The organism is Enterococcus avium ATCC 14025, from assembly GCF_000406965.1.
Lineage (GTDB): Bacteria > Bacillota > Bacilli > Lactobacillales > Enterococcaceae > Enterococcus_A > Enterococcus_A avium.
This window is the reverse complement of the sequence record NZ_KE136365.1, coordinates 369,040-394,812: the sequence shown is the minus strand read 5'-3', so window position 1 is coordinate 394,812 and position 25,773 is coordinate 369,040. Positions and strand designations below refer to the sequence as shown.

The window sequence follows — 25,773 nt, the reverse complement described above, 5'->3', positions numbered from 1 at the left end:
TATTATATCATGTTTTGACTAAGGGACAATTTATTCAACGATTTCTTAAAGGGAATTCAATTGAATATTGTTTTGGAATCTGCTAAGATGAAACTACTTTGAATATTGTTGCTTGGAAGAGGAGTAGTAGAAACGAACGCATTTCAGAGAGCGCACGGTGCTGAGAGTGTGTATGCGAGACATTCGAACTTACCTTGGAGCATGATCGAATGATCCGGTTAAAGCCCGTTATTTCTTTTGAGGTCTGTCGTTTGACAGATAAAAATAGGTGGTACCACGTTGATAACGTCCTATGAGAGTTTTGAGAACTTTCATGGGATTTTTTTGTAGTTAAAAATGATGAAATCAATTTAGGAGGAACAACATGAGTTACGATCACAAAGCGATTGAAAAAAAATGGCAAAAATATTGGGCAAAGCATAATGTCTTTAATACCACAGATGATCCTGAAAAACCAAAATTTTACGCGTTGGATATGTTTCCTTACCCATCTGGACAAGGACTACATGTAGGACACCCAGAAGGCTATACAGCGACGGATGTCATTTCACGGATGAAACGGGCGCAAGGTTATAATGTACTGCATCCGATGGGCTGGGATGCCTTTGGTCTGCCGGCTGAACAATACGCGTTAGATACTGGTAATGATCCTGCGGAATTTACCAAGAAAAATATTGAAACCTTTAAACGCCAAATCAATGCATTGGGATTCAGTTATGACTGGAATCGGGAATTAAATACTACAGATCCTGATTACTATAAATGGACACAATGGATTTTTGAACAGATGTATGAAAAAGGTTTGGCTTATGAAGCGGAAGTTCCTGTCAACTGGGTACCTGAATTAGGTACAGTTATTTCCAATGAAGAAGTTATTGATGGGAAAAGTGAACGTGGCGGCTATGATGTCATCCGTAAACCAATGCGTCAATGGATGCTGAAAATCACCGCCTATGCGGATCGCTTGCTGGATGATTTGGAAGATCTTGATTGGCCAGAAAGTATCAAAGAGATGCAGCGTAACTGGATCGGTCGTTCAATTGGTGCAAATGTACGTTTTAAAATTGAAAATAGTGAGGAAACATTTACTGTCTTCACTACGCGTCCGGATACGTTGTTTGGAGCAACCTATGCAGTGCTGGCTCCAGAATTAGATTTGGTGCAAAAAATTACGACATCTGAACAAAAAACAGCAGTGGATGCTTATATTGAAGAAGCTTCTAAAAAGTCAGATCTAAAACGAACAGACTTAGCAAAAGAAAAAACGGGCGTCTTCACTGGTGCCTACGCTATTAATCCAGTAAACGGTGAAAAAATGCCAATCTGGATTGGGGACTATGTTTTAGCTTCTTACGGAACGGGTGCGATTATGGCAGTTCCGGCTCATGATGAACGAGATTATGAATTTGCGAAAACATTTGGTTTGCCGATCATTCCTGTACTTGAAGGCGGAGATGTAGATAAAGAAGCCTTCACTGGCGATGGTCCGCATATCAATTCAGAATTCTTGGATGGACTAAATAAACAAGACGCCATCGATAAAATGCTAGCTTGGCTTGAAGAACATGAATGTGGAAAAAAAGAAATTAGCTACCGCTTGCGTGACTGGTTGTTCTCACGTCAACGCTATTGGGGTGAACCTATTCCTGTTATCCATTGGGAAGACGGTACAACTGGTTTAGTTCCTGATTACGAATTGCCGTTGGAATTGCCGAAAACAACAGATATTAAACCAAGTGGAACAGGCGAATCACCACTAGCAAATATTGAAGAGTGGGTTAATGTCGTTGATCCAATCACTGGTAAAAAAGGCCGTCGTGAAACCAATACGATGCCACAGTGGGCAGGAAGCTCTTGGTATTACTTGCGCTTTATTGATCCGCATAATAAAGAAGCTTTGGCAGACTATGACAAACTAAAACGTTGGATGCCTGTTGATCTTTATATTGGTGGCGCTGAGCATGCCGTATTGCATTTATTGTATGTTCGTTTTTGGCATAAATTCTTATACGATATCGGCGTTGTGCCAACGAATGAACCATTCCAAAAATTATACAATCAAGGCATGATCTTAGGTCAAAGCTTCCGTGACAGCCGCGGTGCTCTAGTACCAACGAACATGGTTGAAAAACGTGATGGAAAATGGTTCAGTATTGAAACAGGCGAAGAGTTAGAAGAAGCACCTGCGAAAATGAGTAAATCATTGAAAAACGTTGTAAATCCAGATGATGTCGTAGATAAATATGGTGCTGATACATTACGTATGTATGAAATGTTCATGGGACCATTGGATGCTCAGATTCCTTGGAGTGAAAACGGTCTTGAAGGTTCACGTAAATTCTTGGATCGCGTGTGGCGTTTGATTGTGGATGAAGAAGGCAAGATGCGTGATCATATCACCACCTTCAACGATGGCTCATTGACAAAGGTTTACAATCAAACTGTTAAAAAAGTGACAGAAGACATGGAGAACTTGCATTTAAACACCGCAATTTCTCAATTGATGGTCTTCGTAAATGATGCCTATAAAGCAAAAGCATTAACGTATGAATATGTCGAAGGCTTTGTACAATTACTAGCTCCGATTGCACCGCATATTGCTGAAGAGCTGTGGGCGATCTTAGGACATGAAGGCGGTATTTCTCACGTAGCTTGGCCAACCTATGATGAAGAAGCCTTGGTTGAAAATGAGATCGAAGTCATTCTACAGGTTAACGGCAAGGTTCGTTCTAAAGTGATGGTAGCTGTTGATTTAGCGAAAGATGAACTAGAGAAATTGGCAATGGAGGATGAACATATCCAACGCAACATCGAAGGAAAAACGGTTCGTAAAGTGATTGTCGTTCCCAACAAATTAGTCAATATTGTAGCAAATTAATTTTGATGCTCCGCATGTTAATGCGGAGCATTTTTAGGTGCGGACAAAATAACGAGCGAATACTTGAAGTATGCTAGGATAAGAAAAAAAGGAATGAGGTGCATTTATGAACTCAATCGCTAAACTATTAGATATTCAGTATCCGATTTTTCAGGGAGCAATGGCCTATATTGCTCGCTACCCATTAGCTAGTGCGGTCTCAGAAGCTGGAGGACTTGGGATTATCGCTGCTGGCGGGTTAAGCAGCGAAGAATTGCGAGAACAAATTCGTAGGACTCAAGAACGAACAAAGAAACCGTTCGCCGTAAATTTGATGTTGCAGATGGACAATATTCCAGAGCAAGTTGAGGTGTTGATTGAAGAAGGGGTTAAGATCGTGACCACTGGAGCAGGAACACCTAAGCCTTATTTGGAACGTCTGAAGCAGGCCAATATCAAAGTGTTTCCTGTGATCCCCTCAGTGAAACTGGCACAAAAAATGGAGCAGTTGGGTGTAGACGGTATCATCGCAGAAGGGATGGAGGCAGGCGGACATATTGGTGAAACGACTTCCATGGCATTGATTCCACAAGTCGTTCAAGCGGTAGCTATCCCTGTGATTGCCGCTGGCGGGATCGGAGATGGTCGTGGAATGGCAGCCGCCTTTGCATTAGGAGCACAGGGTGTCCAAATGGGGACGGCCTTTTTGACAGTTGCGGAGTGTCCAGTTCATGAAAATTATCAGCAAGCGATTCTACAAGCAGATGATACGGCAACCGTAGTGCTTCATAAAACTAAGGGTGGAGCGATCCGTGGGTTAAAAAATAATTTGACTGATAAGGAAAAAACAAATGAAGCTTTTTCAATAGAAGTATTGAAACGCGCCACAGATATCGGCGATACAGAAAACGGCGCTGTGATGGCTGGACAAATTGCGGGGCTGTTTTCAGAAGTGAAGCCAGCTAAAGCTTTGATTGAAGAGGTATATGCGGAGGCAGCAGTGATCTGTCAGAACATAAAAATAGACTAACGGACAATGCCGTTAGTCCTTAATAAATTCCTCTGCTAAATGATAATCACCTTCATAGGGCAGGTCTTCGCCGTTAACCGTCATATATTTGTCGGTCCCTTTTCCTGCTAAAATGATGGCGTCCTTTGGCCCAGCCTGCTGAATCGCCTCTTTGATGGCTTTTTTACGATCACTTTCAAATTGTACGCGTACATGATCATTTTTAATGCTTTGTTTGATTTCGTCTGCAATCTTTTTAGGATCTTCAAAGTTGGGATCGTCACTGGTCAAAATCGCCACATCGGCATATTCACCAATTGCTTGGCCCAAGCCTTCGCGGCGCGATTCTGCTTTGTTTCCAGTTGAACCGGTAATGACAAGGAGTTCACCATCTGGATGCTGTTCTTTAGCAAAAGCGAGCAATGATTTCATACTTAAATAATTATGAGCGTAGTCCACATAAATGTGAGCACCGTTTGGTTTTATTAAAAGATTCATGCGGCCTGGAACCAGTGCTTCAGCCAATCCTTGATGTCCCGCAGCTTGATCCGCACCGACGAGAGCACTGGCTAATAGAGCTGCAGCAGCATTTTCCTTATTAAAATCGCCTGCTAACAAAATAGAGTAGTTACCATTTAATCCAAAGGTGTCCTCCCGCCCTGTTAATTCAAAGGACAGCGGATGTTCGGATGGTTGTACGTGATAATCTGCTTGCTTATTCCCGTATGTTATGACGGAAATATTTTGTTTTTCAGCCAATTCCAATAAAAGATCAAAGTGATCAAGTTCATGCTGTAAGATGACTTGACGAGAGTTGGCAACTAATTGTCGCTTACAATAGAAGTAATCTTCAAATGTCGGATGCTCGATCGGTCCAATATGATCGGGAGAAATATTTAGAAAAATCCCGACATCAAAGGTTAAACCATAAACACGTGCTACTTTATACGCTTGGGAAGATACCTCCATGACAAGATGCGTCATACCATTGGCCACAGCTTCAGCCATCATCCGATATAAATCTAACGATTCAGGTGTTGTAAGTTTTGATTTGAAAAAGGTTACACCATCTAGTGTGGTATTTAAAGTAGATAGAAGAGCAGTCTTTTTATTTGTCGTAATGTCTAGGATTTTTTTGGTGAAGTAGGCGACGGTTGTTTTACCCTTTGTTCCGGTGATTCCTACCAGATGTAATTTTTCTTGCGGGTAATCATAGAAGGCCATACTCAAAACGGCCAATGCTTTACGAATATCGGTTACAATGATTGCCAGCTCTGCAGGAACTTCGTAGGGCTGCTCGGCGATGTAGCAAGTTAACCCTTCTGATAAAGCCTGTTCTAAAAAACTTTGTTGAAAGTTATTTCCTTTACAGAAAAAAAGGGTATCCGCATCGACTTCACGTGAGTCATAAGAAATTTTTTGAAAGCTTTTGTCAAAAGGAGCAGTCAGCGTCCAACGTGTGGGCGTAATAAACTCTCTTAAAAGATTTTCTTGTTCAAGGATTTGTTGAATTTGGGTAAGTGTCAGCATGTTGAGACCTCCAATATATAGTCTAGGCTATTATAGCATAGCTTAATAAGAGAAAAAGTAAAGAGTGATTGTCAGGAGTGCAATTTAGCTTTACTATAAGGGTAGCGATTTTTTGAAGGAGGAGACCATGAAAGAGACACGACCGAGTGATCTGACTTATCAGGAAAAAATGATCCAAGGATCAGCTTGGCTATCTGTGGGAAATATTTTTTCACGGCTGTTAGGAGCGATCTACATTATTCCATGGTATGCCTGGATGGGTGAAAATGCCCGTGCGGCCAATGGATTATTTAATATGGGTTATACGTTTTATGCATTGTTCATGATGATCTCTACAGCCGGATTGCCAGGCGCGATAGCCAAGCAGATTGCTAGGTACAATTCGATGGGAGAGTATCGAACGAGTCGGCGTTTATTTATCAAGGCCTTGCAGGCTACGGCAATTTTAGGAATTTTCTTTGGTGGCTTGATGTTTTTCGCAGCACCATTGCTGGCTGGTTTGTCAGGTGGGGGTCGTGCTTTGATTCCAGTAATACAAGCATTGAGCATCGCTGTTATTGCCTTTCCCTGTATGAGTGTCTTACGGGGCTATTTTCAAGGTCAACAGGATATGCGTCCTTCTGCCGTCTCACAATTGGTTGAACAGGCGCTGCGTGTTTTGTATATGCTATTAAGTGTCTTTATTATTATGAAGGTCATGAAAGGGGATTATTTAAATGCGGTGATCCAATCGACCTTCGCTGCATCTGTCGGAATGATCGGCTCTTATGGCGTCTTGCTTTTTTATTGGTTTAAGGATCGAAAAAAGAGTGACTTGCAGATAGGACGCAGTCTAGACAAAGTAACGATTGATACGAAAAAATTATTGTTTGAAACGGTTAGACAGGCGATTCCATTTATTTTACTTGGTGGCGGAATCACCTTTTATAAATTGATTGATCAGATGACCTTCATTCACACGATGAATGCTAATACGAATTACAGTCATGATCAGTTGGTGGATCTATACGCTTTATTTAGTGCCAATCCAGATAAGTTGACGATGGTCGTAGTTGCTTTAGGAACATCGCTTGCATTAACTAGTCTGCCAATGCTGACAGAACTTTTTACTCAAAGACGCCGACCTGAACTGGCTAAACTAGTAAATACGAATATCCAGCTGTTTGCTTTCATCATGTTGCCAGCTGTTTTTGGAATGATTTTACTGGCTTATCCTTTGAATACGGTCTTTTATTCGGCCGATGTTTTAGGCAGTCGTGTGCTTGTTGCAGCCTGTTGGGCGGGGCTAGTCTCAGCATTATTTATGATGCTGTCGACGACGTTGCAAGGAATTTCCCATAGTCGAGTCGCGGTGAAATATTGGCTGGCAGGCTTATTACTTAAAGCGATTATTCAAGTACCGCTGATTGAACTATTAGAGGTTTATGGACCTCTTGCTGCTACGTTTATCGGTTTAGGCCTAACCTGTGGCTTATGTCTCTGGAAACTACGCAGAGTTGTCCATGCGAACTATCAGCTGGCCTTTCGTCGTTGTGTTCTGATTTTGATTTTAACGTTAGTGATGCTGATAGTCGCTGTTATTGTGCGGCAGATGAGTTATCTCGTGTTTGATCCAGCGTCACGATTATCTGCTTTAGCCATCTGTTTGCTAACAGCTGGAGTAGGTGGATTGGTTTATTTCTATCTTAGTTTGAAAATTCGCTTAGTCGATAAACTGGTGGGACCCCAAGCAAGAAAATGGCGTAGACGATTGAGAATCAAATGAAAAATACTTCTGTACTTGAAAAGTACAGAAGTATTTTTTTGTTATAAATTAAATTTTAAATTCAAAATCTGTAAAAAATATTTGCAAAATAATTCAAAAAGAATAGAATTTTTCCTTCCGATTACTTTACAAAAAGATGTCAATGTTTCTAAAGATAATTTTTGTAATACAAGAATAAAACAGTTACATTTCTCGAAACAGCCTTGTATCAAGGGTTTTTACTCATAATAATAAAAGTGATATATTTCAAAATGACACACTGACAGTCGTTTTGTTACATAGTTTTATGTTATTGTAATGAACTGTTACATTAATATTACCCATGAAACACAAAAGGATGGTAAAGTATCTCTCGTAGTCAAGAAGACAGAAGAAAAAAGACATAAGAAAAATCGGAGGAAGTTACAGAATGAAATTAGGGAAAACGTTTCTTTTTAGTACAGTATTAGCAGCAGGTGCAGGTTTAGCGATGGGAGCTACAGATGCGCACGCTTCAGAAACCTATACTGTAGAATCAGGAGATACTTTATCAAAAATTTCTCACAAGTTTGCTGGTAACGATAGTTTAGTGGATTCAATTGCAAAAGCGAACAAAATTTCTAACGTAAACATGATTTTTGCAGGTCAAAAATTAACAATTGATGGCGAAGCAAAAGCTGAAAAAGCACAAGAAACAGCTCCAGTTCAAGCTGAAGCTTCAGCTCAACAAACACAAGCAGCTCCAGTACAACAAACACAGGCAGCACCTGTACAAGAAGCGGCTCCAGTTCAACAACAAGCAGCACCTGTGCAAGAAACAGCTCCTGCAGCAACAACTTCTTCAGCGAAAGAATGGATTGCCCAACGTGAATCAGGCGGTTCATATTCAGCTACAAACGGTCAATATATCGGACGTTACCAATTATCAGCTTCATATTTAAACGGTGACTATTCTGCAGAAAACCAAGAGCGTGTTGCGGATCAATATGTGACTTCTCGTTACGGTTCATGGGAAGGCGCACAATCATTCTGGCAAGCCAACGGCTGGTACTAAGAACTAAAGATAGTAACCGAGAGGATCGAAACGATGGTCCTCTTTTTTTTATGGAAATAATTTTCAAAGCTTAAAAGAAAACCAGTCAAAACAGTCTATATTCTGTTTTGGCTGGTTTCATTTTTACTCCCATAATCCAGGCAATGCCTGAACAGCTATTTCTTGATTGGTAAAGGGGTGAAGCAAATGAAGTTCATAAGCATGCAGCATCAAACGGCCACTAGAATGTTTACTATACAAAGGATCACCCACCAGCGGATGACCAATGCTGGCTAAGTGGACACGAATTTGATGGGTTCTACCTGTATCTAATTGACAAAAAACAGCTGTCTGATTCTTATGCTGCTTTGCGACGGTCACATGAGTTACTGCAGATTTTCCGCCTTTAGAATCAATTCGTCGTTTGCGACGATCGTGTCGATCACGCCCAATTTTTTGATTGATTGTCAGCTCCTTTTTTATCGTTCCATGGACGATTGCTTGATATCGGCGATAGATTTTCTTCTGTTCTAATAAACGACCTAAAATCGGCAAAACGAAGGGGTTCTTTGCAAACAAAATCGCGCCGCTGGTTTCTTTGTCTAAGCGATGCACGACATGAGGCTGATAATCAGGAGCCAAGTAGGCAGCTAAATGATTCAACAAAGTATCCTGTTCCTCTGGTTGATTCGGATGAGTCTTCATGCCATGAGGTTTATTTACAATGATCAAATGCTCATCTTCGAAAAGAACCGAAATTCTTTTAGGGTCACCAAGTAGAATCGTTCGTTCAGGATAATCGCTTGCTTCGATTGTAAGTGTAATAACATCTCCAGGCTGGACCATCGATTGAAAATGGCAGGGTTCACCATTGATCAAGAGTCCCTTTCGTGTTCGAATAAAATGGCGGACCTTTCGTGGTACCAGCCACTCCTGTTCCAATAAATCTTTGACCGTCATTACAGATGTTTGATTGGGCAAGGTCATAGTGAAAATCATTTTACTGCTCCTTTTATTTCAATGTATTTAATTTCAAGCATTCAGTGAATAAAGCGCAAAATACAGAATCGAGCGCTTTTTTGCGATATGCTAACTTTAGAAAGGGATTATCCGCTTAATTGTATCACTTTTAACGGATATTTAAGAAAAAAAACAGCTTTTTCTTGAGATCCCATGCTAGAATACACCCAAGTGTGTATCCGTCTAAAGACCCAAGCATTAGATAGGAGATTTGTGATACACTGTGTCTGAATTTGTATAGAATGGAGATCAAAAAATGGATTTTCAGGAAATTTGGCGCAAATTTAAAAGTGGTACAAAAGTTTTTTGGCAAAAGTTTCGTAGCGGTACAAAAACCTTTTGGCAATGGATCAAACCCTATTTGATTCGTTTTCACCACTGGCGCAAACGTATTTGGAAAAAATATCATATCAATAAAATTTTGCTCTTACTAACACTTGTAGGTGTTTTAGTAATGAGCGTCTATCTATTTTTCTTGGCAAAATCGGTCAATGTGGAGACGCTGCAATCCAGTTTGAAGCAGTCGACAGTGATTTATGACGAGAAAAATGAACAAGCAGGGTCCCTCTATGGACAAAAAGGGACTTATGTAGAAAGCGATCAAATTTCGCCTTACTTAAAAGATGCGGTCGTTTCAACGGAGGATCGTAATTTTTACAAACACCACGGCTTCGATATCAAAGGGATTGCCCGGGCGGTTGTGGGTCGAATAACTGCTGGCCACATTACTGGTGGAGGTAGTACCTTAACACAACAGTTAGCCAAAAATGCGTATTTAACTCTCGATCAGACGCTAGAGCGAAAAGCCAAAGAAATCTTTATGGCCATCGAGATCGAAAAGAAATATGACAAAGATCAGATTTTGACGATGTACTTGAACAATGCCTACTTTGGTAATGGTGTATGGGGCGTACAAGATGCGGCGAGAAAATATTTTGGTGTGGATGCTAATCAAGTAACAATCGGTGAAGCAGCAACGATCGTCGGAATGCTGAAGGGACCAAGCATTTACAATCCGATCGATAACTTAGAAAATGCCGTAAATCGTCGAGACACCGTCCTTTCTGTGATGGTAGAAAACGGCAAATTATCTAAAGAACAAGAAGCTCAGGAAAAAGCTACTGATTTAGGCTCTCAGTTGAATGATACGTATTCTTCGGCAGATGCAGGTTATCGTTATCCTTCTTACTTTGATGCGGTAATCGATGAAGCAGTTGAACGTTATGGCATGACTGAAAAGGATTTACTAAATAAAGGCTACAAAATCTACACCTCCTTGGATCAGGATTATCAAAAACAAATGGAAGCTGTCTATGAAAACAACGCGAACTTTCCAGCAAATGCTGCCGATGGGGCAATGCCTCAGTCGGCGTCTGTTGCGCTAGATCCAAAAACTGGCGGGGTTCAGGCGTTAGTAGGAAGACGGGGAGAACACATTTTCCGGAGCTACAATTTTGCGACACAAATGCAGCGTTCTCCAGGTTCAACGATGAAACCACTAAGTGTCTACTCATCAGCATTAGAATCTGGCTATAAACCAGACAGTATTTTAAAGGATGAACCACAATCTTATTACAAAGCGAAAAACTATGATGGCACTTACCAAGGTGACGTACCGATGTATCAAGCTGTGGCTCAGAGCTTAAATCTGCCGGCGGTTTGGTTATTGCATGAGATGGGATTAAGTAAAGGCTATAATAAAGCCGAAGAATTCGGGATTCCATTGAGCAAGTCGGATAAATATTATGGTTTGGCTTTAGGCGGTCTGGAAAAAGGCACCTCACCATTGAAGATGGCCGCAGCTTATGGCGCGTTTGCAAATGAAGGGAAAGTTTATGAGCCTCATTTGATTACAAAAATCATCGACTCCACAGGTGCTGTGATCGAGGATAACAGCTCACCGAAGTATGAACAAGTCATCTCAAAAGAAGTTGCTAATGAAATGACTAGTATGTTACTAGGAACATTTTCTAACGGAACAGCGGCTCAAGCAGCTCCAGCAGGCTTCACTGTTGCTGGGAAAACTGGAACGACTGAAACGAACTTTGACGCAAATAAAGTCAATGATCAATGGATCGTAGGTTATACACCGAATGTCGTGATTTCTACTTGGCTAGGTTTTGAAAAAGTCAGCGAGACACATTATCTAAGTGGAACAAGCGGCTCAGAGGTGGGACAAGTCTTCAAGGCGGAAGCCGAATCAATTTTGCCTTATGCTGGACAGTATTCCTTTGAAGTTGCCGATGCATATGCGACGGGCGGACAAGTCGTTGCGGCTGATCAAGTTAATCAAGGCGAAACAAATGGCGATACGAGTAAATGGCGGGAAGAGTTAAAAGATATTGGCGGAAAAGCCAGTGAAGGAGCAGCTAACTTCTTTGAAAAAGCCAAAGAAGGTGCCAATAAATTGAAGGATAAGGCCCAAGAATTGTGGCAACAGTATCAACCGGGAAATTAGGGTGTGAACCCGTTTCCATTCATGTTACAATAGAAAAGTAACTTTTATAGAAAATGAGGGAATACGAATGGCAAATATTTATGATTCAGCAAACGAACTAGAACGCGAAATTCGTGAACTACCAGAATTTAAATCTTTAGAAGCAGCTTTTGCAGAATTGAAGAAAAACGAAACCGCATATGCAGCATTTAAGGATTTCCAAGCATTCCAACAAAGCTTGCAAGAAAAACAAATGCGCGGTGAAGACTTCAGCGATGAAGATGCATCACAAGCACAAGCATTAGCTGAGAAGGTTCAACAAGAAGAATTGATCAACGAATTAATGGTGAAAGAACAAGCTTTCAGCGTAATTATCAATGATTTGAACCGCATCATCATGACACCAATTCGTGAATTATACGAAGGTTAATCAGAAATAGAAAGCTGCGACGTAAGTTTACGTCGCAGCTTTTTTTGTTAAAAGAATTTTTTGAAGCGATCTATTAAACCATCGATTTTTTCAGATTTCAATAAAACCTTGGCTTTGTCATAGTAATCGCCCAGTTCAACTTTGTGCTCTTCGATAAATACTTTCGCCTTTTCGATATTTCCTTCATTTAAAAGCTCTTTCGCTTTTTTTATTAGCTCATCCTTATTCATTTGTATGTAGCCTCCTTTTTACAGCTATAGTGTAAACGATTGAAGCTGTTTTGACGAGAAAAGCTACTTGAAGGAGAGGAACGCTAAAAGCTCTAAATTATCCAATGTGCTATGAATGATTTCAATTAAATAATTCTTAATCCTTATCTTAAAGTCCGGCATAGCGATATAGTTCTTTTTTGCGTATGTTGAGTAGCTTTAACGAAATGCGAACAAGTTTTCGTTTTTTTATGGTAAAATAAATAAGATTAAAAGTCAGTATTGTCTTCTTTAATTAAGTTTTTAGAAGGCAGGATTTGACTGGAAATTATTTCTAAGAGACTGACTAGGAGGAGAGCAAATGAAATTTTTGCATGCTGCCGATCTACATCTGGATCGTTCTTTTGAGGGCTTAACAAGTGTGCCAGAGCATTTCCAAGAGCGGTTAATTACAGCAAATCAAAAAATGCTAAAAAATATCGTGGATACAGCGATCACACAAGCAGTAGATTTTGTTTTACTCGTTGGTGATACCTTCCACCAAAATCGTCCAACATTAAAAACTCAGCGTTACTTCTTCCAGGAGATGGATCGTTTAGCTGAGGCAGCTATTCCAGTTTTTATGAATTTCGGCAATCACGATTTTTATCAAGCCGACCGTTATTGGTTTGCTTTTCCAGAGAATATTCAGTTATTTGACGAAGAACGAGTTGAGACAAAAAAATTAGTGACAAATAGCGGTGAGAAGATTGCCATTACGAGTTTTAGTTATCTGCATCCTACAATTGAAGCATTGATGATTGAACAATTTCCACGTAAAGAAGATGTCGATTTTCATATAGGAATGTATCATGGCGGTCAAATGCCTTACGCGCCATTTCAATTATCTGAGCTAGTAGCAAAAGGATATGATTACTGGGCTTTAGGGCATATTCATGTGCCGCAAATTTTATCTGAGAAGCCTTATGTGATTTATCCAGGAACACCGCAGGGACACACTCAAAAGGAAATGAATCTAACAGGTGTGACCTTAGTAGAAAGCCAAGGAAATCAATTAATTCCAACGACTGTTTCTGTTGAAGCTGTTCGCTGGAGAAGACAGACACTTTCTTTAGCAAATGTAAGACAGCCGAAAGAACTATTTCCGCTGGTTCGGAAACTCACTGTAACAGCACCAACTTTGCTGCATTTAGAATTTAGTGAGACTGAAAAATTAGGGGAGGAACTGGCGTATCAAGTTGCTTCTGGGGAATTGCTAGAGGCTTTACAGTCAGAGGTGTCTCAGGATATCTGTCTGTGGCAATTGACTATAGCAGATTCACCAATAGAGCGACCGTATCTTGCGGTTGATGAAAAACTGGTTGATCAGCTAATCATGACCTATCAAACACCGGAAATCTATACAGAATTGTTAAGCGAGCTGGAGCAAAATCCTCAACTCCACACTTTGATGAATCAAGAGTTCAGGATGGATACGATCGCCAGATTAAAAGAGAAAATGATGGAGAGCTATCGTTTTAGGGGGAACGCTGATGTGGATTAAAAAAGCAGAGATCACCAGCTTCGGCAAATGGCGTCAGCAAACATTTTTATTTGAAGCGAAAAATCAACTAGTTTATGGCTTGAATGAAGCCGGAAAATCAACCTTGTATCAGTTTATTCAGGCGGTTTTATTTGGTTTTCCAACAAAACGAAAAAAAGGACAGGACTATACACCCAATGACGGCAGCGGATTTGGCGGACGTTTGTTGATTCTTCATCCAACCTATGGAGCAGTGACAATTGAGCGCTATAAGGCAAAGAATAAAGGGAAGGCGAACGTTTTATTAGAGGACGGACAGCAAGGGGGAGAAGAATTACTGGAAAAGCTTCTTTATCCCTTGAATCAACAATTATTTCGTCAGGTTTTTACTTTTCAGCAGGAACAGCTGCACCAGTTGGATGCACTAAGCGAAGAAAACTTGCACGAGGCATTGATTTCTTTAGGTTTGTCCGGTAGCAATGAATTATTTGACCAGAGAATCCAGTTGAAAAATCATTACGAAGGTATCTATCGACCACGTGGGCGTAAGCAACCCTTGAATCAAGCGCTAGTAGCGTATCAAAAGCTGCAGCAAAAGATCAAAGAAAAAGAAGCTCAGGAATCGGGTTTTCAGCAACTTGTAAGGCAAGCTGATGATGAGAAGCGATACGTCACCCAACAGGCAACGAAGAATCGTAAATTACAGGAGCAGCAGTTAATTTTAGAACAACAACGCTTGAATTGGTCAGGCTATGCTGAATTTTTAGAATTGCAAAAGCTAGATTTGCGTTCAGCAGCAACTGACATAGAACAAACAGAGTTGCAGAACTTTTACCAAGAGTATCAGCAATTAATAAAGGAACAGGAAAAACTGCATGCGGCTTTGCAGCAGCATAGTGGCAATCAAGAATCGGCTCGCTACTACTTCTATTTAGAAAATGAGACACGCATTCAACAGCTACTAGACGAAAAAGTGACAATTACTCGAATGTTGGATGAAGAGCAGCGGATTGCCGTCAAATTAGCGCAAGCAACTGCGATTCCAACAAATTGGCGAGAGCATCCGCCACGACCGTTCGCAAATGAAGCAGCAATTCAACAACTGTTTGTTCCTTTGCAAAACCAACAGAAAGAGTTGGAAGAGCAAAAAATTCGGTTAGGTTTAGTTAAAGAACAACGGAATCAAGCAGAGGCTAGTTTAAATGATTATGAACAAAAGCATCCAGAACTGTTTGATAAGAAGAAAAATCCACCGTGGCTGTTTATTGCTGCAGGCGTGAGTTTTATTTTGGCCTTTTTCTTGCCAATACCGTTACGCTATATTTTAATAGCAGCGGCAATTATTTGTGGTGTAGGCGGTACATTGAAGCAAAATAAACCAGTAAATAAAGATACCTGGCAGGAAAAATTAGGCCAATTAGATGTCTATGAAGGTCAAGTTGTCGAGATGACTGAAAAAGTTACAAGGAGTCAGCAAAAAGTGCAACACTTATCTGATCAGATTCAGACGGAATTGCGTCATAGAAATATGTCTAATGCTGAAAATGAGTTTGCAGTCGTGCAGGAAAATCAACGAGCGCAAAACTACCTGGCACAGCTTCAAACAAGTAAAGAACTACAGCAACGTCAATCAAGCCTACGACAAAATTTGATGCAACAGGAACAGCGTTTTGAATTTTTAGCTGAATGGCTGCCGTTAAATCAAAAGAATTTGTCGGAAAAGCTTTTAGTGCTGGAGCAATTTGCGAAGGAAATGGAGCAGATTCGTTTTGCTCAAACCTATCAAGAAAATACTCTCTTACAGCAGCGCATTCACGAAACTCAAAAGCAGCAGCAACAGCTTTTAACGCAAGAGCAGTCAGTGTTGGATAAGTTTCATTTGACGTATCCTTCTGAGATTCCAGCGTTTTTACAACGTGAGACAGAATTGCGTCACAAACAAACGCGTTTAAAAGAATTAACAGAAAGTGTCTTGTCATTATTTGAACAGGAAACGTCACTTGCAGAAATTAACGAATCTTTGCGTACCTTACAACAAGAGATACAAATCGGGGAACAGCAGCTCCATCAATTGCAGGAGCAGGAGCAGCGATCACGACTGCAGATTCAACAGATGCAAGCTGATGGCACATTGGATAGTCTTTATCAGCAAGCGAGCCAGCAACGAGCGGTAATAGAAAAGTTAACGGCTGATTATGCAGTAGCGAAATTAGAAAATCAATTATTACAGGATATTGCGACAGAATTATCGGAGCAGCAATTACCTGAGCTATTAAAGCAAGCAACCAGTTATTTTCAAGAGCTGACAAACAATGCCCATAGTCGTTTGGATTTTTCGGAGGGATTAGTAACCGTCGATCAATTGAGCCTATATAATCTATCGACTGGAACCAAAGATCAGGTCATGATGGCCTTTCGTTTTGCGTATCTAACCTTGCAGCAAAAGCATCCGCTGTGTCCAGTAATCATTGATGACGGCTGGTTGCATTATGATCATCGACGAAAATATCAATTTGCCAAGTTATTACGACAATTTAGTGAAAAATATCAAGTCATTTGTTTGTCATCTGACCAAGAAATGGTAAGCTATTACCAAGAGCTTCACCAGCCAGTCTGGGAATTGAAGGGAGTCCAACGATGAAAAAAATCAAAGAATTAACGGTCGATGAGCAGTTTGAGATGTATGTATTGATCAAAAATGCGGATGTTCGTTTAGCGAAAAACGGGAAAAAATTTATCGCTTTTACTTTCCAAGATACTTCTGGGACAGTTGATGGTAAATTTTGGGATGCATCTGAAGAAGAGATTAAACGTTATAGAGCCGGCCAAGTTGTTTTTCTAAACGGCAAGCGAGAAATGTATCAAGGCAATCCGCAGGTCAAAATCATGCACCTGCGCACAACAAAACCGGAAGAGCCTAATGATCCTGCGTTATATATGGAGCGTGCGCCAATCAAGCGTGAAGAAATGGAAGAAGAGATCAATAAAACGTTGTTCGAGATCACAAACGCTCATTGGAATCGAATCGTTCGCTTTTTACTAAATAAATATCAGAAGGAATTTTTTGAGTTTCCAGCAGCCAAACGAAATCATCATGCTTTTGCTGGTGGGTTGGCTTTTCATACGTTGACGATGCTGCGTCTTGGTAAGGCGATCGTTAAAGAATATCCGCAATTAAATGCTTCTTTGCTTTATGCGGGAATCATTATTCATGATCTAGGAAAGGTGATCGAGCTGACGGGACCTTCGTCAACTGAATATACAGTAGTAGGTAATTTAGTAGGACATTTGGTTCTAGTAGATGAAGAAATCACCAAAGCCTGCACGGAATTGAAAATTAATGATGCAGATGAGGACATCGTTGTTTTACGCCATATGGTGTTGTCTCATCATGGTTTGTTGGAGTACGGTTCACCAGTCCGTCCAAGAATCATGGAAGCTGAAATTTTGCATCAAATCGATAATATCGATGCATCGATGCAGATGATGTCCAGCGCTGTGAAAAATGCTGAGCCAGGAACATATACGGAACGGCTTTTCGGAATGGATAATCGCAGCTTTTATGTACCGAAAGATATTTAGAGAAAAGCCGCGGCAGTTCGCGGCTTTTTATAGTCTTTCTAGGTGAATTAAATTTAAAATGGATTGCATAGTTTTAGTCTGATGAACTACGTAAAAAACTGCAAATTAAATGAGCTGTGAGGTGAGCAAAGGTGATTATTGAAACCGAAAGATTGTATTTGCGTGAGTTAGAGCAAACAGATATTGAGTCGTTAAGTAAAATCTTACAAGATGAACAAACAATGTATGCGTACGAAGGGGCCTTCGATGACGGCGAGGTACAAAACTGGCTGACGAAGCAAATAGATAATTATCAACGTGACGGGTTCGGATTGTGGGCAGTCATTTTAAAACAAAGGAATGAAATGATTGGACAATGCGGATTGACGTGGCAAGATTTTTCTGACCAAACAGTGTTAGAGATTGGGTATTTATTTCAACGAGAATTCTGGCACAATGGTTTTGCCACTGAAGCGGCAAAAGCTTGCAAGCAATACGCCTTTGAACAGCTAAACGCACAAGAAGTTTACTCCATCATTCGCGATACAAATGCAGCTTCGCAAAAGGTTGCTGAACGAAACGGGATGGTTCGTTGTGGAGAATTTATCAAGCATTATCGCGGAGTCGACATGCCACATTATTTGTATAGAGTCAGAAAGTAAGTCGCAGATTATTGCGGCTTTTTATTTGTTTAACGATAATTTATGACTTACTTAAGTGCAATGCTCAATCCCGAATTAAAATGAAAGTAGTGGTAAGATAAATATAGAGAAATAATTTTTGTGACTAAAGACTGCGTGGTTGCAAATGAGATGAGGTGAAACCGGATGAAGAAAAAGGAAATAGTTCAAACGGTGGAAGAAACTTTTGATAATGTAGAGATTCCAGCAGATTTAAAAGGCTTAACAGCTTCTGAAGTTCAGGAAAAAATAGAACAAGGTCAGACGAATCAAGTGGAAGAGAATCTATTGAAATCGGATAAGGAGATTATCAAAGAAAATACAATCAATATTTTCAATATTCTTAATTTCGTTTTGGCATTGTTGGTGCTATTAGTAGGTTCACCTAAAAATACGTTGTTTTTTGGCGTGGTTGTCATTAATACGTTGATTGGGATCGTACAAGAATTACGTGCAAAACATACGATCGATAAATTATCGGTTTTAGCGAAGACCAAAGCGGTTGTTTTAAGAGAAGGGAAATTAAAACAGATTGATCAGGAATCAATTGTTTTGGGAGATGTTCTTTATTTACGCAATGGTGATCAAGTACCAGTAGATGGGAATTTATTGGTTGGTGCTGGTGTTGAGGTTGATGAGTCCTTATTGACTGGTGAAGCGGATCGTGTACAGAAATCGCTGCGAGATAAACTATTTAGCGGAAGTTTTGTGACTGCTGGCGAATGTTTTTATCAAAGTACAGCTGTGGGAAAAGATAATTTCGCTGAACAGTTGACTAGTGAAGCGAAAACGAAAAAAACAGGCAGTTCCGAATTGACCAAAGTATTGAGTCGCATGATCGCAGTTTTGACGATTGTAATTATTCCAGTAGGTTTAGGACTATTTTATAGTCAGTATCAGGCATCTGATTCAATCAAACAGGCTGTATTAGGAACGGTCGCGGCATTGGTAAGCATGATTCCTGAAGGATTGATGCTGCTGACGAGTGTGGCATTTGCTGTAGGTGCAGCAAATCTGGCACGGAAAAAGGTATTAGTACAGGCCTTGCCTTCTATCGAAACGTTAGCACGCGTGGATGTCATTTGTTTAGACAAGACAGGCACGATTACCGATGGAACATTGAAATTCGAAGAAGCGTTATTAGAAGAAATTTCTGATAATCGCTTGAACACAATTATGGGTGCCTTAATGAATCAATTAAAGGATCAAAATGCTACTGCCAAAGCGTTACGAGAGGCTTTCCCAGCTGTTGCTGATTGGCAAGCGGAAAAAATTGTGCCGTTTTCTTCAGCAAGAAAGTGGAGTGGGGTAACGTTTAAGGAACAAGGCAGCTTTGCTTTTGGCGCTCCAGAGTTCATTTTCAACAATATGTCTGCTGACATGCAGAATAAGCTTCAGCCTTATTTAGAAGAAGGTCAACGTGTGCTGGTATTGGTGGAATATCCTGGAATATTAGAAGAAGAGATGGTATATGAACCGCGTCTGTTGGCAACGCTGATCATCTCTGATAATTTAAGGGAAAATGCACGGGAAACATTTGGTTATTTTGAAAAACAGGATGTCCAGCTGAAGGTGATCTCAGGCGACCATCCACTAACGGTTTCAAAAATTGCCCAAAAAGCAGGAATAAAAAATGCGGAAACTTTTGTTGATATGTCGAGCTTAGATGGACCGATTGATTACAAGGCTTTAGTTGACACAACGACGGTTTTTGGACGAGTGACACCGAAACAAAAACAATCCTTGATCCAAGCTTTAAAGGGAAATCATACGGTCTGTATGACAGGAGATGGCGTCAATGATGTATTGGCTTTACGTGAAGCAGATATTGGAGTAGCGATGGCAAATGGAAGCAGCGCAGCTCGGGCCGCTTCCGATGTCATTTTGTTAGACTCTGATTTTTCAAGAATGCAAAATGTGTTGAATGAAGGACGTCGCGTCATCAATAATATTGAACGGGTAGCTTCGATGTATTTGGTGAAGACAATCTATTCGTTAATTTTGGCAGTGATTTTCATGATTCTAACAAACCCTTATCCTTTTGAGCCGGTGCAATTAACACCAATTAACGCGTTAACTGTAGGAATCCCTTCCTTCTTCTTGGCATTGAAGCCAAGCTATGAACGCATCAAGGGAGATTTCTTAAATAATATTTTACGCGTGTCTTTACCTGGAGCATTGACTGTTGTTAGTGCGGTCATGATTATCCAATTAGCTAACGTACTATTTGAGTTAGACTATCAGGCAACCTCCACAATGTCGGTTTTTTTGACGGGGTGTGTAGGGTTGCTGGTGCTATATAAAGTTTCCTTCCCGTTGGATAAGAAAAAAATCGCTTTAATCACTGTTTTGAGCTTGGCTTATCTAAGCAGCTACCTATTTTTCAGAGAATTTTTTGATTTCGACAAGCTTTGGAATCGCAATTTGTTCTTCGTCCTTCCTTTAACCTTTGGTATTTATTGGTTGTTCAAAGGATTGACCTTTGTAATGGATGTCTTAGTCGGATGGCGCATTCGCTGGCAGGAGAAGCGGCAAGCAAAAAAGAATCCGAAATCACGAGTTATTTAATTTAGAAGAGTAGAAAATACTTAAATTAATAAAATTTCCCGGAAAAGGCTTTCTTTTTCGGGATTTTTGGTATAATGAACTAAAAGTATGGATGAAGAACGTCCGTTTAATTTTTTATAAGTTGTTTAGTCAGTAAGATTGAATTAGTATTGAAAGCAATTAAAAAGCTGGAATTACGCAGTGGGAGGGTAAGTCCGCATAAAAAATAATAGGAGTAAGAAGGAGGAATTTATCAATGGAGTTAACAAAATTGCAAAATGGCTCAGACATTCGTGGAATCGCTATCACGGCAGAGGATAAAGTCAAAAACTTAGGTATTGAAGAAACCCGTTTGATTGCAAATGGCATTCTTAATTGGTTGTCTAATAAAGGGGTCCCGCGTCCCTTTAAAATTGGGATCGGACATGACAGTCGCTTAACTGGACCAGAGTTAAAGAATGCCATGATCGCCGTTTTTGAGGCGGCAGGTTGCGAAGTGTTGGATTTTGGGTTGGCTACGACTCCGGCCTTGTTTATGGCGACGCAGTTTGAAGAATTTGCCTGTGATGCGGGGATCATGCTGACAGCGAGTCACTTGCCTTTTTACTTCAATGGAATCAAGATTTTCAGTCAAACTGGCGGTGCTGAGAAAAGTGATATCGCTTATATTTTGACGCACACTGAAGCAAGTGAAGCAGCAGACGGAAGTGTGAAGCAAGCGGATTTGTTGTCACGTTATGCAGCTGATTTAGTTGAAAAAATCCAACGAGGCAGCGGGAATGAACAGCCATTAAAAGGATTAAAAATTGTTGTTGATGCCGGAAACGGTGCCGGTGGTTACTTTGCGGACAAAGTTTTAGCGGTTCTGGGTGCTGATACTAGCGGCTCACAATTTTTAGAACCTGATGGTCATTTTCCAAATCATATTCCGAATCCTGACAATAAAGAAGCAATGGCAAGTATCAAAAAGGCTGTATTAGACAATCAAGCGGATTTAGGCGTGATTTTTGATACAGATGTGGATCGTTCGGCGATTGTTTCAAAGGACGGGCAGATGATTAATCGAAATAATTTGATCGCGGTTTTATCTGCGATTGTTTTGCAAGAGCATCCCGGCAGTACGATTGTGACAAACTCTCCAACCTCGGATCATTTAAAAAACTTTATCGAGGAAAAAGGCGGCAAGCAATATCGCTATATTTCTGGCTATCGCAACGTCATCAACAAGGCAATCGAACTGAATGAGGAAGGTATCGATTGTCAATTAGCGATCGAGACTAGCTCCCACGCAGCGTTCAAAGAGAATTACTTCTTAGATGATGGCGCCTACGTGATTGCAAAAGTATTGATGCTGTTGCCGAAACTACAAAAAGAAAATCGTGAGTTGACCGATTTGATGGCGGAGTTAGAGCAGCCTATAGAAACCCTTGAGATTCGCTATGCAATTGGCGGAGAGAATTATAAAGAGTGTGGTCAGAAAATGATCGACACCTTCCGGACTGAACTACCAAAACAAGCTGGCTTTTCTGTAAACCCAGAGAATCAGGAGGGTGTGCGTTTTTCAGTGAATGAGCCTCATGGAAAGGGCTGGATGCTGTTACGATTAAGCTTACATGAGCCTCTGCTAGTCATGCAGGTAGAAAATGATCAAGCGGATCGGATTCAAAAACAATTGCCAATTTTCCGAGAAATCTTGGCACAAGATCCGCAAATTAATTTAATGAAACTTGATCAAGAATTAAATAAGTAAGAATCCTTGCAAAATGTGCCCCTTCGTCTGATGATAAGAATCAGATAAAGGGGCTTTATTTGATAGTCAAAAAAATGATGGAAGGTGATATTATGAAAATCACACTTGATGAAGCGGCAAAAGAAAAACTTTCAGCATATTTAGACTCAAACAAACAATTGCTGTTAACCTTCGAGGATGGTGTAGGTCCTTATTCTCAGCATGCGATGATCCACATGCAAACACAGTTTTCGATCAATATTATTTCTCCTGAGATGGAGAAGGCGGATTATGACGAAAAAATTCCTTCTAATATCGGAGATTTTTGGATCAAAGGGTATTCAAGGGAAGATTTGCAGGAAGAAATGCGAATCAAATTTAATCCACGACTCAGCGCATTTAGCTTGTCTGGCGAAGGCGGCATGATTGATGACAATTTAGGCTTTAAGGATTTTACCAAAAATTAATCTTAAAAGGATCGCCTTTCATTTTTTTGGGGTTCTTTGATATGATGATAAAAAAGCGTTCAGGAAATCAGATAAGTTCGAGAAATGAGGGAACAAAATGGCAAAAATCATGATCGTAGAAGACGAAGCAGTGATTCGTCAATTGATTGGTGAGGAATTAACAAAATGGAGATTTGATGTTTACCAGACAACAGATTTTAATCAAGTCTTTGATGAATTTGAGCAGATCGCACCACAGCTTGTTTTATTAGATATTAATTTGCCCGTTTATGACGGCTATTATTGGTGTCAAAAAATACGTGAAGTCTCCAAGGTTCCAATCATTTTTATCTCTTCCCGCAACACGAACATGGATCAAATCATGGCGATGAATATGGGTGCGGATGATTATATTACGAAACCTTTCCAAGTGGATATTTTAGTGGCAAAAATCAATGCTCTGCTGCGTCGCTCCTATAATTACGCAGAAAGCGGCGAAGAGCTGGAGCACAATGGGATTACACTGAACATTGATAATAGCAGCATGACAATCAATGATGAGGTTGTTGATCTTAGTAAAAATGAATACCGTCTGCTATTTATTTTAATGAAACAACACGGAAAAATTCTGAGCCGAGATAAATTACTGCGTGCACTCTGGGATGACGAACGGTTTGTTGATGATAATACATTAACAGTTAATATTAATCGTTTACGTCGCAAAATTGAACAAGCAGGCATTGACGATTATATTCAAACGAAAGTCGGGCAAGGGTACATCGTCCCGTAAATGAGGATCAGCTATGACATTTACAAAGTATTTAAAAGATCGCTTATTGGTTTTGGCGGGATGGGGAGTATTAAGTTTATTGCTGGTTTTTATGGTTTGGTTAACACCAGACTTGCATGGTTTTTGGGACAATCTTGGTTACTTATTGACCTTACAATTATTTTTAGTATTCCTCTTCTTCACACTTGATTTTTATCGGAGAAAAAAATGGTATAAGACATTTGTCAAGGAAGAAAATGCACATCTTCAGCATTTTGTAGAATCGGCCTCCAGTAATGAAGAGCAGCTGATTCAGGAATACGTAAATCAGCAAGTGCGGGAGCACCACCTGATGCTGGAGCAGTTATTAGCCAGTCAAAAAGATCAGAAGGATTATATGGATTCTTGGATTCATGAAATTAAGGTTCCGTTAGCAGCGGTGGATCTGATCTTAAATTCGATTGAATTTGATATTCCCGATGATAAGTTTATCTTATTACAAAATGAGATTCAGCAGATTGATGAATATGTCGAACAAATTCTATATTATTCTCGTTCAGATGAATTTGTGAATGATTATTTAATTCAAGAATATTCATTGAAAAAGATTATTCAACCGATTATACGCAGTCAAGCCAATTACTTTATCCAAAAAAATCTGCAGTTAACATTGGCGGAGCAGGACGCAAAAGTATTGACAGATGCTAAATGGATCGAGTTTATTTTCCGACAGCTTTTAAGCAATGCCATCAAATATACGCCTGATCATGGTCAAATAAATATTGAGATTGAGGCCAGAAATGGCGGTATCGCCTTGATACTGCAAGACAGCGGGATTGGGATCCCCTCAGAGGATTTAGGAAGAATCTTTGATAAGGGATTTACAGGTGAAAATGGGCGAAAAGCACAGCAGCATTCTACAGGACTTGGATTGTATCTAGCCAAAACCTTGGCGGGCAAGCTGGGAGTCGAGCTGAGTGCAGAATCCACAGTTAATAAGGGAACTACTATGACTTTGTTTTTCCCACGATTAGATTATTATCATGAAGAACGTTAAATTTTTTAGTTTTTAATTGCCAAATTTCCTTTTTTTCGCTAAACTGTTTCAGTTGTGAATTGAAGGGAGTAAGTTTATGAGTATTTTAATTGCCCTAATACCAATGGTAGCATGGGGAAGCATTGCTTTGGTGAGCGGAAAACTAGGCGGGGATGCCAATCAGCAAACCTTAGGAATGACGATGGGTGCTTTTGTTTTTGCATTAGTGACTTTTTTCATCGTTCAACCGACAATGAATAGTTGGATAATGTTAATTGGATTCTTGTCAGGTCTTTTTTGGTCAATTGGTCAGAATGGTCAGTTTCATGGAATGAAGTTCATGGGCGTTTCGGTTGGATTACCGATTTCAACTGGATTTCAGTTGATTTTGAATACTTTGGCCGGTGCCGTATTTTTTCATGAATGGACGAAGACGAAGGATTTTGTTTTAGGCTTTATTGCGTTGGCATTACTTGTCCTGGGTGCCTATTTAACGGCTCGAAAGGATGACGAAAGCGGTGTGCAGTCAGACGACAGCATGCTAAACTTCGGCAAAGGTTTTCGTGCATTGATCTTTTCAACCCTTGGTTATGGGGTCTACACGATCATTATTACTTGGGCAGGACTTGATCCGTTAGCGATTATTCTACCGCAGAGTGTCGGCATGCTAATTGGTGCTAGCTTTTTTGCTTTTCGTAAAATCAAGGTTGATCGCTATGTATGGCGCAATATGGCTTCAGGTCTCTTGTGGGGAATTGGAAATATTTGTATGCTGTTGACTGTTCAAAATATTGGTCTAGCTATTGGGTTTTCATTGTCACAAATGGGGATTATCATTTCGACTCTCGGAGGTATTTTCCTATTAGGGGAACGTAAAACCAAAAAGGAAATGTACTACGTTATTATCGGCTGTCTGCTGATTATCGTCGGGGGCGTCTTGTTAGGCTATATGAAATCTTAATACAACATTTTATTAAAGCTTGCCATAATATTGTTGGCAAGCTTTTTCGGTTCTATAATATTTGGTGTTGTTACTCTTTCTGAGTGAGAACACCAAGTATTTTTTTATACAAAAAGACATTTGGTTGTCCTATAATTAAATCGCTGAACCCAATCATAGGAGGCGAACCAAATGTCCAGTATTAAGAATATCAAATATAAAGATAATTGCCTAGACAAAACCATCAAACAAATCCTAAATATTCATGATTCCA

At 40.1% G+C, this 25,773-nt stretch carries 19 protein-coding genes and 1 other annotated feature; of the genes, 16 read left to right on the top strand and 3 right to left on the bottom strand.

Annotated features, from left to right (window positions below; all coding sequences use genetic code 11):
• The first annotated feature begins 104 nt into the window (after positions 1-104).
• Positions 105-296, top strand: a binding site (T-box leader).
• A gap of 68 nt (positions 297-364) precedes the next feature.
• Both leuS and OMU_RS17345 read left to right on the top strand, forming a co-directional pair.
• Positions 365-2,878 carry a leucine--tRNA ligase gene (gene leuS / locus OMU_RS17350; protein ID WP_016181175.1) on the top strand — a complete coding sequence of 838 codons (2,514 nt, stop codon included), beginning with the start codon at positions 365-367 and terminating at the stop codon, positions 2,876-2,878.
• A 106-nt stretch (positions 2,879-2,984) separates the two neighbouring features.
• On the top strand, positions 2,985-3,887 hold the full coding sequence (locus OMU_RS17345) for an NAD(P)H-dependent flavin oxidoreductase (protein WP_016181174.1): 903 nt from the start codon (positions 2,985-2,987) through the stop codon (positions 3,885-3,887).
• 12 nt (positions 3,888-3,899) lie between these two features.
• On the opposite strand, the gene OMU_RS17340 is transcribed toward OMU_RS17345, so the two are convergent.
• Positions 3,900-5,396: a UDP-N-acetylmuramoyl-L-alanyl-D-glutamate--L-lysine ligase gene (locus OMU_RS17340; RefSeq protein ID WP_016181173.1), complete on the bottom strand. Its 1,497-nt coding sequence runs from the start codon at positions 5,394-5,396 to the stop codon at positions 3,900-3,902.
• Between the two features lie 127 nt (positions 5,397-5,523).
• On the opposite strand from OMU_RS17340, the gene OMU_RS17335 reads away from it, so the two are divergent.
• Together OMU_RS17335 and apf are read left to right on the top strand one after the other, a co-directional pair.
• The gene (locus tag OMU_RS17335) at positions 5,524-7,161 is read left to right on the top strand and encodes a putative polysaccharide biosynthesis protein (RefSeq protein WP_016181172.1); all 1,638 of its coding nucleotides are present in this window, start codon (positions 5,524-5,526) and stop codon (positions 7,159-7,161) included.
• A 409-nt stretch (positions 7,162-7,570) separates the two neighbouring features.
• Positions 7,571-8,194 carry an aggregation-promoting factor gene (gene apf / locus OMU_RS17330; RefSeq protein WP_016181171.1) on the top strand — a complete coding sequence of 208 codons (624 nt, stop codon included), beginning with the start codon at positions 7,571-7,573 and terminating at the stop codon, positions 8,192-8,194.
• Between the two features lie 123 nt (positions 8,195-8,317).
• Here apf and OMU_RS17325 read toward each other — a convergent pair whose 3' ends face one another.
• A complete protein-coding gene (locus OMU_RS17325; protein WP_016181170.1) occupies positions 8,318-9,172 on the bottom strand; it encodes an RluA family pseudouridine synthase in 855 nt (284 codons plus the stop codon).
• 277 nt (positions 9,173-9,449) lie between these two features.
• Between OMU_RS17325 and OMU_RS17320 the strand changes: the two genes are divergently transcribed.
• On the top strand, positions 9,450-11,651 hold the full coding sequence (locus OMU_RS17320; RefSeq protein ID WP_016181169.1) for a PBP1A family penicillin-binding protein: 2,202 nt from the start codon (positions 9,450-9,452) through the stop codon (positions 11,649-11,651).
• A gap of 67 nt (positions 11,652-11,718) precedes the next feature.
• The gene (locus tag OMU_RS17315) at positions 11,719-12,060 is read left to right on the top strand and encodes a YlbF/YmcA family competence regulator (protein WP_016181168.1); all 342 of its coding nucleotides are present in this window, start codon (positions 11,719-11,721) and stop codon (positions 12,058-12,060) included.
• A 47-nt stretch (positions 12,061-12,107) separates the two neighbouring features.
• On the opposite strand, the gene OMU_RS17310 is transcribed toward OMU_RS17315, so the two are convergent.
• Complete coding sequence (locus OMU_RS17310) at positions 12,108-12,290, bottom strand: hypothetical protein (protein ID WP_016181167.1); 183 nt, start codon at positions 12,288-12,290, stop codon at positions 12,108-12,110.
• Positions 12,291-12,630: 340 nt separating this feature from the next.
• Between OMU_RS17310 and OMU_RS17305 the strand changes: the two genes are divergently transcribed.
• The 10 genes from OMU_RS17305 (at position 12,631) to OMU_RS17260 (ending at position 25,520) form a co-directional block, all read left to right on the top strand.
• Positions 12,631-13,812: a metallophosphoesterase family protein gene (locus OMU_RS17305; RefSeq protein ID WP_016181166.1), complete on the top strand. Its 1,182-nt coding sequence runs from the start codon at positions 12,631-12,633 to the stop codon at positions 13,810-13,812.
• On the top strand, positions 13,802-16,432 hold the full coding sequence (locus OMU_RS17300; protein WP_016181165.1) for an ATP-binding protein: 2,631 nt from the start codon (positions 13,802-13,804) through the stop codon (positions 16,430-16,432). The genes OMU_RS17305 and OMU_RS17300 overlap by 11 nt, the downstream gene beginning before the upstream one ends.
• Positions 16,429-17,373 carry a 3'-5' exoribonuclease YhaM family protein gene (locus OMU_RS17295; protein WP_016181164.1) on the top strand — a complete coding sequence of 315 codons (945 nt, stop codon included), beginning with the start codon at positions 16,429-16,431 and terminating at the stop codon, positions 17,371-17,373. The genes OMU_RS17300 and OMU_RS17295 overlap by 4 nt, the downstream gene beginning before the upstream one ends.
• A 131-nt stretch (positions 17,374-17,504) precedes the next feature.
• Positions 17,505-18,014, top strand: coding sequence for a GNAT family N-acetyltransferase (locus OMU_RS17290; RefSeq protein ID WP_016181163.1), 510 nt, complete (start codon positions 17,505-17,507; stop codon positions 18,012-18,014).
• A 165-nt stretch (positions 18,015-18,179) separates the two neighbouring features.
• Positions 18,180-20,600, top strand: a complete 2,421-nt coding sequence (locus OMU_RS17285) for an HAD-IC family P-type ATPase (protein WP_016181162.1) — start codon at positions 18,180-18,182, stop codon at positions 20,598-20,600.
• 235 nt (positions 20,601-20,835) lie between these two features.
• Positions 20,836-22,329, top strand: a complete 1,494-nt coding sequence (locus tag OMU_RS17280) for a phosphohexomutase domain-containing protein (RefSeq protein WP_016181161.1) — start codon at positions 20,836-20,838, stop codon at positions 22,327-22,329.
• Between the two features lie 92 nt (positions 22,330-22,421).
• Positions 22,422-22,775: an iron-sulfur cluster biosynthesis family protein gene (locus OMU_RS17275; protein WP_016181160.1), complete on the top strand. Its 354-nt coding sequence runs from the start codon at positions 22,422-22,424 to the stop codon at positions 22,773-22,775.
• A 97-nt stretch (positions 22,776-22,872) separates the two neighbouring features.
• Entirely contained in the window at positions 22,873-23,544 is a 672-nt protein-coding gene (sapR, locus tag OMU_RS17270) for a two-component system response regulator SapR (protein ID WP_016181159.1), read from the top strand.
• 13 nt (positions 23,545-23,557) lie between these two features.
• Entirely contained in the window at positions 23,558-24,580 is a 1,023-nt protein-coding gene (sapS, locus tag OMU_RS17265; RefSeq protein ID WP_016181158.1) for a two-component system sensor histidine kinase SapS, read from the top strand.
• A 76-nt stretch (positions 24,581-24,656) separates the two neighbouring features.
• Complete coding sequence (locus OMU_RS17260; RefSeq protein ID WP_016181157.1) at positions 24,657-25,520, top strand: GRP family sugar transporter; 864 nt, start codon at positions 24,657-24,659, stop codon at positions 25,518-25,520.
• The last annotated feature ends 253 nt before the right edge of the window (positions 25,521-25,773 follow it).

Coding starts and splice junctions, on each gene's coding strand:
- OMU_RS17325 (WP_016181170.1), bottom strand. CDS start 9,172: ATGATTTTCACTATGACCTTGCCCAATCAAACATCTGTAATGACGGTC.
- sapR (WP_016181159.1), top strand. CDS start 22,873: ATGGCAAAAATCATGATCGTAGAAGACGAAGCAGTGATTCGTCAATTG.
- OMU_RS17305 (WP_016181166.1), top strand. CDS start 12,631: ATGAAATTTTTGCATGCTGCCGATCTACATCTGGATCGTTCTTTTGAG.
- OMU_RS17260 (WP_016181157.1), top strand. CDS start 24,657: ATGAGTATTTTAATTGCCCTAATACCAATGGTAGCATGGGGAAGCATT.
- OMU_RS17345 (WP_016181174.1), top strand. CDS start 2,985: ATGAACTCAATCGCTAAACTATTAGATATTCAGTATCCGATTTTTCAG.
- sapS (WP_016181158.1), top strand. CDS start 23,558: ATGACATTTACAAAGTATTTAAAAGATCGCTTATTGGTTTTGGCGGGA.
- leuS (WP_016181175.1), top strand. CDS start 365: ATGAGTTACGATCACAAAGCGATTGAAAAAAAATGGCAAAAATATTGG.
- OMU_RS17275 (WP_016181160.1), top strand. CDS start 22,422: ATGAAAATCACACTTGATGAAGCGGCAAAAGAAAAACTTTCAGCATAT.
- OMU_RS17340 (WP_016181173.1), bottom strand. CDS start 5,396: ATGCTGACACTTACCCAAATTCAACAAATCCTTGAACAAGAAAATCTT.
- OMU_RS17335 (WP_016181172.1), top strand. CDS start 5,524: ATGAAAGAGACACGACCGAGTGATCTGACTTATCAGGAAAAAATGATC.
- OMU_RS17320 (WP_016181169.1), top strand. CDS start 9,450: ATGGATTTTCAGGAAATTTGGCGCAAATTTAAAAGTGGTACAAAAGTT.
- apf (WP_016181171.1), top strand. CDS start 7,571: ATGAAATTAGGGAAAACGTTTCTTTTTAGTACAGTATTAGCAGCAGGT.
- OMU_RS17285 (WP_016181162.1), top strand. CDS start 18,180: ATGAAGAAAAAGGAAATAGTTCAAACGGTGGAAGAAACTTTTGATAAT.
- OMU_RS17310 (WP_016181167.1), bottom strand. CDS start 12,290: ATGAATAAGGATGAGCTAATAAAAAAAGCGAAAGAGCTTTTAAATGAA.
- OMU_RS17300 (WP_016181165.1), top strand. CDS start 13,802: ATGTGGATTAAAAAAGCAGAGATCACCAGCTTCGGCAAATGGCGTCAG.
- OMU_RS17280 (WP_016181161.1), top strand. CDS start 20,836: ATGGAGTTAACAAAATTGCAAAATGGCTCAGACATTCGTGGAATCGCT.
- OMU_RS17315 (WP_016181168.1), top strand. CDS start 11,719: ATGGCAAATATTTATGATTCAGCAAACGAACTAGAACGCGAAATTCGT.
- OMU_RS17295 (WP_016181164.1), top strand. CDS start 16,429: ATGAAAAAAATCAAAGAATTAACGGTCGATGAGCAGTTTGAGATGTAT.